Below are 6,207 nucleotides of genomic sequence, written 5' to 3'. Positions count from 1 at the left end.
CCTTTTATTCATAACGAAGGGCTTCGATTGGGTCAAGTTTCGATGCCTTGTTGGCTGGCAAGACCCCAAAAACGATACCCACGCTAGCCGAAACTGCAAGACTAAATAGGGCAACTGGGATCGATACTCCCACTTCTATACCCGCAATCAAACCTTGCAGTAACAAACCTGCTAAGGCAGTTAAACCACTTGCAATTGTCAAGCCAATTAATCCACCTAACAAGGTCAAAATCATGGATTCAATCAAAAACTGGATTAAAATATTGGCACGAGTTGCACCCAAAGCCTTACGGAGACCAATCTCACGGGTACGCTCTGTAACAGAAACCAGCATGATGTTCATGACACCAGTCCCTCCAACAAAAAGTGAGATTCCTGCAATGGCACTAATAACCGTCGTCATAAAACTAAACGATTGTTGAACTTCTGCAAATACAGCTGACTCATCTGCCACTTGATATTCTCCCTGTTGCAAGCCAGCCAGCTCTGTCATTTTTCGTGCTAATTCTGGACCCAGAGTTTGAGTCAAGCTTGTGTCATTCACTCGAAAGACAATATTAGCAATTTCATCTACATTAAAATTCGCAGCAAGGGAGATATTTGTGGTAATAGGCAAGCCACCAAGACCATACATTTTTGAATTTTTAGATTCTGGGCTAGTATAAACACCAATGACTCGATAACTAAAACCATTGACTTCCACAACCTTGTTAATAGCCTCTTGAGGAGATCCAAATAGACTAATGGATAATTCTTCATCAAGCAAAATGACACTTGCAAATTCTTTGAAATCTTGTTCTCTCAGACTACGTCCTGCAAGAATTTCATTGTTAACAGCCTCCATATAAGTTCTGTTTCCACCTGTCAAATTGGCATTTTCAACCTTTTTATCTTTATAAGTCAAAATGGCGTTCGTTGAGTTGGTTACATAGTAATTATCCACTCCCTTGAGTTTAGCTGCCTCCTTGACCCAAGATTCTTGCGGTTTTGGTGGTTCAACATGAACTTCCTCTTCTTTTCCAGAAACCGTAAAAGCTGATTGTTTCTGAGTAAAAGACCCATCTTTGCTTTTTTTAGAAGAGAAAAAGACACTGATATTTTTCTGAGATCTGGTCATATTTTTATTGAGCTGTCGAGACATGGAATCACCCAGAGCCATAATCACAACAACCGATGAAACACCGATAATAATCCCAATCATGGTAAGCAAAGAACGCATCTTGTGAGCCATGATAGATGAAAAGGCAAATTTCAGATTCTGCATCTTAGTTTTCCTCCTTCTCTAACTGCGCACTGTCGGACGAAATAACTCCATCTCGAATGACAATCTGACGTTTGGCATAAGCAGCGATCTCAGGCTCATGTGTTACCATGATAATGGTTTTTCCTTCTTTATTTAGTTCAACCAATAATTGCATGATTTGGTTCCCTGTTTTGGTATCCAAGGCTCCTGTCGGTTCGTCCGCTAGAATAATAGAAGGATTATTTACCAAGGCACGCGCAATAGCTACACGTTGCTTTTGACCACCAGATAATTCCGAAGGTAAATGGTGACTTCGTTCTGTCAATTCAACCTTATCTAAATATTCCTCAGCTAACTTGCGACGTTTTGAAGCCGAAACTCCTGCATAAATCAAGGGCAATTCTACGTTTTGCAAAGCATTAAGTTTAGATAGAAGAAAGAACTGCTGAAAGACAAATCCGATTTGTTGGTTGCGGACCTTGGCTAGTTGTTTTTCACCCAGTCCAGCTACTTCTTGGCCTTCAAGATAATATTCTCCACTAGTTGGTGTATCCAACATCCCAATCGTATTCATGAGAGTAGACTTACCAGAACCAGATGGTCCCATAATGGCAACAAACTCACCCTCATTCACTTCTAAGTTGATATTTTTGAGAACCTGCAGTTCTTGATCACCGTTACGGTAGCTTCTGCAGATATTTTTTAGACTAATTAGTTGCTTCATCAGCCTTCACCTCTTTTCCTTCCTCTAGAGAAGACGTTGGGTTACTGATGACCTTAACTCCATTTGTCAGACCTGAAGTGATTTCTTGGTTGTCTGCATCAGCATTCCCCAAACCAACTTCCACTTTCTTGGCCTTTTTCTGCTCGTCAAGTACCCAGACATAGTTCTTATCATTTTCATTCACAACACTTGTTAGAGGAACCAAAATGGCTTTACTCTTATTTTTGACCTCAACACTTACTGAGAATCCTTGTTTCAAATCACCAATTTCACTTGTAACATCGATGGTATATGGATATTTAGAACCAGAATTACCAGAAGCTGCGGCAGCTGGACTAGCTGCTTCACCATTGTTTTTAGGGTAATCAGAGATATAGCTAATCTTACCAGTCCAGCTCTTATCTTGGTAAACTTTAGAAGTAAAAGTTACTTCTTGACCTACAGATAGGTTGGCGAGGTTATATTCAGACAGTTCTCCCTTAACTTGCAAGTTTTCATTACTTACGACATGAACGACTACTTGGCTAGCTCCTGTTGGAGATTTAGAAACATTGTGGTTGACTTCGACCACAGTTCCCTCTAGGGTACTGAGAACCGTCATTGCATCCAACTGACTTTGAGCCTTGCTTAATTGCGCTGCTGCATCTGCACGAGCATCACGGGCATCACCCAACTGAGCGTCAATAGAAGCAACAGAATTTCCAGCCACTGGAGTTGGGCTTTGCACCGTTGCATCTTCTCCTCCTGCTGGCGCAGAGGCTTGAGGAGCCGGAGCTGAAGCGGCTTCATTTCGTGCTTGATTGAGTTCATTGATATGACGATCTGCCTTAGCTACTGCCCGACTCGCTGAATCATAGGCCACCTGGGCTTCTGAACTACTGTACTTGACTAAAGCCTGCCCTTCACTGACTTTATCACCCACAGAAACAAGGATTTCATCTAAATCTCCCTTACTAGCATCAAAATAAACATATTGTTCATTTTTTGCTGTTACTGTCCCTGACAATAAAACAGAGGATGCCACGCTTCCTTCCTTGGCAACAACAAGATGAGTAGCCTCATCTTTTACAGCAGTCTGAGATGGTTGTCTAAAGAGCAAAATCCCCCCAGCACCTAATACAACTACACTGGCAGCACCGATTGCTGCATACAATTGCCACTTTTTAGCTTTACCATTCTTTTTCATAATGAAACTCCTTTTTGATTTAAAGTTCTTAACAATATTATACAAAAATTATCAATTTGAAACAATAACATTTCAGAACGAAATAATGACATTTCAGGATTTAATTATTGTTCGGAATTTATTTTACAATCATTGTACTAGTTATATCATACACTTTATTTTTGTTTTTTGCAAGCCTTTTCTTTAAATTTTTTGAACGTAGCAGATTTTTGCAATCAAATCAAAAAAAAGATAGAATATGACTATCAAAAAAGACACTCGACTATTTAAAAGAGTACAAAGGAGTTTTCAATGAGAGAATATGATATCATTGCTATCGGTGGAGGTAGCGGAGGAATTGCTACCATGAACCGTGCTGGTGAACACGGAGCCAAAGCAGCCGTTATTGAGGAAAAGAAATTAGGTGGAACCTGTGTCAATGTCGGCTGTGTTCCTAAAAAAATCATGTGGTACGGGGCGCAAATCGCTGAGACTTTCCATCAATTTGGAGAAGACTACGGCTTTAAGACTACTAATCTTAACTTTGACTTTGCAACCCTACGTCGCAATCGTGAAGCCTACATTGATCGCGCTCGTTCTTCTTATGATGGCAGTTTTAAACGTAACGGTGTAGACTTGATTGAAGGCCATGCTGAATTTGTAGATTCTCATACTGTCAGCGTAAATGGTGAACTGATTCGTGCTAAACATATCGTGATTGCGACAGGTGCCCATCCAAGTATTCCTAATATTCCTGGTGCTGAGCTAGGTGGCTCTTCTGATGATGTATTTGCTTGGGAAGAATTGCCAGAGTCAGTTGCTATTCTAGGCGCTGGTTATATCGCCGTTGAATTGGCTGGCGTACTCCACACTTTTGGTGTCAAGACAGACCTCTTTGTTCGCCGTGATCGCCCTTTACGTGGTTTTGATTCCTACATCGTTGAAGGTTTGGTCAAGGAAATGGAAAGAACAAACTTACCACTTCATACTCACAAAGTCCCTGTCAAGTTAGAAAAAACTGCTGAAGGCATTACCATTCATTTTGAAGATGGTACTAGTCACACAGCTAGCCAAGTTATCTGGGCTACGGGTCGCCGTCCAAACGTTAAGGGCTTGCAACTTGAAAAAGCTGGAGTCACTCTGAACGAACGTGGCTTTATCCAAGTGGATGAATACCAAAATACTGTTGTTGAAGGAATCTACGCTCTAGGTGATGTAACAGGTGAAAAGGAACTGACTCCAGTTGCTATCAAGGCTGGGCGTACTTTATCTGAACGTCTCTTTAACGGAAAAACAACTGCTAAAATGGACTACTCAACTATTCCAACCGTTGTCTTTTCACACCCTGCTATCGGAACGGTTGGATTGACCGAAGAGCAAGCTATTAAAGAATACGGTCAAGACCAAATCAAGGTTTACAAATCAAGCTTTGCATCTATGTACTCTGCCGTTACTGGCAATAGACAAGAATCCCGTTTCAAATTGATCACAGCTGGTTCAGAAGAAAAAGTTGTCGGACTTCATGGAATTGGCTATGGTGTTGATGAAATGATTCAAGGCTTTGCTGTTGCTATCAAAATGGGAGCAACCAAGGCTGACTTTGATGCAACTGTGGCAATTCACCCAACTGCATCTGAAGAATTTGTAACCATGCGTTAATCGAAATAAAAGAAGCTGATACAACTGTGTCTGCTTCTTTTTTGATGATTTACGAATCGATGAAAAAAACTTACCCAGTCAGGAAAATCGGCCGTTACAGTCTTTGTTACCTTTTCTATAAAAATAGGTTGACAATAATTACTCTACGAGTATAATAGTTACTATACATCAGAAAAGAGGTTAACTATTTTGAAAAAAGCTCATGTTTATGCTATCCCTGCTATTGGGGCTGCTCTCATTGCTGTTTTGGCACAAATCAGTCTTCCAATTGGACCCGTCCCCTTCACTCTGCAAAACTTTGCAATCGGCTTGATTGCCACTGTCTTTAGACCTAGAGAGGCTGTACTTTCTGTCGGACTCTATCTTCTTCTAGGTGCTATCGGTCTTCCTGTCTTTGCAGGAGGTGGAGCAGGATTGCAGGCGTTGGTTGGTCCTACTGCGGGTTATCTTTGGTTTTATCTTGTATACTCTGGACTTACTTCCTCTCTAACCAACAGCAAGAGTGGTGTTGTCAAGATTTTTCTTGCAAACCTCTTGGGTGATGCCCTTGTCTTTGTCGGCGGGATTCTCAGCTTGCATTTTCTAGCTGGAATGGCATTTGAAAAAGCTCTTGTTGTGGGGGTCATTCCCTTTATCATTCCAGACCTTGGTAAACTTCTGGCTATTAGTTTTATTAGCCGTCCACTACTTCAACGCCTTAAAAATCAGGCTTACTTTACTAACTAAAAAAGGATATCGAGTTATCATGACTCAGTATCCTTTTCTTTCATTTTGAAAACTTAGTTGCCTTTAAAGGCATCCACCATCGTTTGAAATTCTTCATTAGAGAGAGTAATCCCTTTGCCCATTTTAGTATGATCTGGGCTCCAAGCACGAATATCAAACTTTGCAGGGGCACCATTAAAGCTCACACGGTTGATTTCCTTGGTCCAACCTTTTTCGTTTTCAGAAAGAGTCAACAAGTGCTCTTCGATTTTAAATGTAAATTCTGCCATTTTCTTCTCCTTTTTTAGCTTTCATTTGATTATTCGTAAAATCTTGTAGATTTTAGGAAAATTTTATATAATATTGATATAAAAGAAGGGAGGCCACTATGAGACATAAATTCCATCAAGTTCTAGATAAAATACATGACTTTTTAAATGGACATGACCAACCTGACCAGACTGAAACCAACTCCCTTACAGCCACTATTGAAGAGGCTATCCAGAAACAAACCGCTGTTCACCTTATCTTGTCTGAGACAAGCTTTACAGGTGACATCATCAAATACGATCAGCAAAGCCAGCAAATTATCGTGAAAAATTTTGCCAAAAATGTGACCCGTATTATCCGCATAAGCGATATTCAACGCCTGCGATTTGTCCCGTCAACTGTCCAAACAACCCAAAAAAATAGATTTAAGAAAGAGTGAGA

7 protein-coding genes are annotated in these 6,207 nt (G+C 40.6%); 3 read left to right on the top strand and 4 right to left on the bottom strand.

The window, feature by feature from the left end:
* Nucleotides 1-4: 4 nt before the first annotated feature.
* From SMSK597_RS06355 to SMSK597_RS06345, 3 genes are read right to left on the bottom strand one after another with little or no spacing between them, the layout of a single operon-like run.
* A complete protein-coding gene (locus SMSK597_RS06355) occupies nucleotides 5-1,264 on the bottom strand; it encodes an ABC transporter permease (protein ID WP_001180431.1) in 1,260 nt (419 codons plus the stop codon).
* A gap of 1 nt (nucleotide 1,265) precedes the next feature.
* Nucleotides 1,266-1,967 (bottom strand): ABC transporter ATP-binding protein, encoded by a 702-nt coding sequence (locus SMSK597_RS06350; protein WP_000811471.1) that lies wholly within the window; start codon nucleotides 1,965-1,967, stop codon nucleotides 1,266-1,268.
* Nucleotides 1,951-3,156 (bottom strand): efflux RND transporter periplasmic adaptor subunit, encoded by a 1,206-nt coding sequence (locus SMSK597_RS06345; RefSeq protein ID WP_025169673.1) that lies wholly within the window; start codon nucleotides 3,154-3,156, stop codon nucleotides 1,951-1,953. The genes SMSK597_RS06350 and SMSK597_RS06345 overlap by 17 nt, the downstream gene beginning before the upstream one ends.
* Before the next feature lie 288 nt (nucleotides 3,157-3,444).
* On the opposite strand from SMSK597_RS06345, the gene gor reads away from it, so the two are divergent.
* The gene (gor, locus tag SMSK597_RS06340; protein WP_001209601.1) at nucleotides 3,445-4,791 is read left to right on the top strand and encodes a glutathione-disulfide reductase; all 1,347 of its coding nucleotides are present in this window, start codon (nucleotides 3,445-3,447) and stop codon (nucleotides 4,789-4,791) included.
* Nucleotides 4,792-4,980: 189 nt separating this feature from the next.
* Nucleotides 4,981-5,517 carry a biotin transporter BioY gene (locus tag SMSK597_RS06335; protein WP_000709042.1) on the top strand — a complete coding sequence of 179 codons (537 nt, stop codon included), beginning with the start codon at nucleotides 4,981-4,983 and terminating at the stop codon, nucleotides 5,515-5,517.
* Nucleotides 5,518-5,570: 53 nt separating this feature from the next.
* Here SMSK597_RS06335 and SMSK597_RS06330 read toward each other — a convergent pair whose 3' ends face one another.
* Nucleotides 5,571-5,786 carry a YdbC family protein gene (locus SMSK597_RS06330; protein ID WP_000807437.1) on the bottom strand — a complete coding sequence of 72 codons (216 nt, stop codon included), beginning with the start codon at nucleotides 5,784-5,786 and terminating at the stop codon, nucleotides 5,571-5,573.
* Nucleotides 5,787-5,884: 98 nt separating this feature from the next.
* Here SMSK597_RS06330 and SMSK597_RS06325 point away from each other — a divergent pair, with 98 nt between their 5' ends.
* On the top strand, nucleotides 5,885-6,205 hold the full coding sequence (locus SMSK597_RS06325; RefSeq protein ID WP_001216091.1) for a hypothetical protein: 321 nt from the start codon (nucleotides 5,885-5,887) through the stop codon (nucleotides 6,203-6,205).
* Nucleotides 6,206-6,207: the final 2 nt, after the last annotated feature.

Source organism: Streptococcus mitis SK597, from assembly GCF_000148545.1.
Taxonomy (GTDB): Bacteria; Bacillota; Bacilli; order Lactobacillales; family Streptococcaceae; genus Streptococcus; species Streptococcus mitis_C.
This window is presented reverse-complemented; position numbering and strand designations above follow the sequence as displayed.

What these genes read in the sequence shown, in the direction of transcription:
- SMSK597_RS06355 (WP_001180431.1), bottom strand. Translation starts at nt 1,264, where the DNA reads ATGCAGAATCTGAAATTTGCCTTTTCATCTATCATGGCTCACAAGATG.
- SMSK597_RS06350 (WP_000811471.1), bottom strand. Translation starts at nt 1,967, where the DNA reads ATGAAGCAACTAATTAGTCTAAAAAATATCTGCAGAAGCTACCGTAAC.
- SMSK597_RS06325 (WP_001216091.1), top strand. Translation starts at nt 5,885, where the DNA reads ATGAGACATAAATTCCATCAAGTTCTAGATAAAATACATGACTTTTTA.
- gor (WP_001209601.1), top strand. Translation starts at nt 3,445, where the DNA reads ATGAGAGAATATGATATCATTGCTATCGGTGGAGGTAGCGGAGGAATT.
- SMSK597_RS06330 (WP_000807437.1), bottom strand. Translation starts at nt 5,786, where the DNA reads ATGGCAGAATTTACATTTAAAATCGAAGAGCACTTGTTGACTCTTTCT.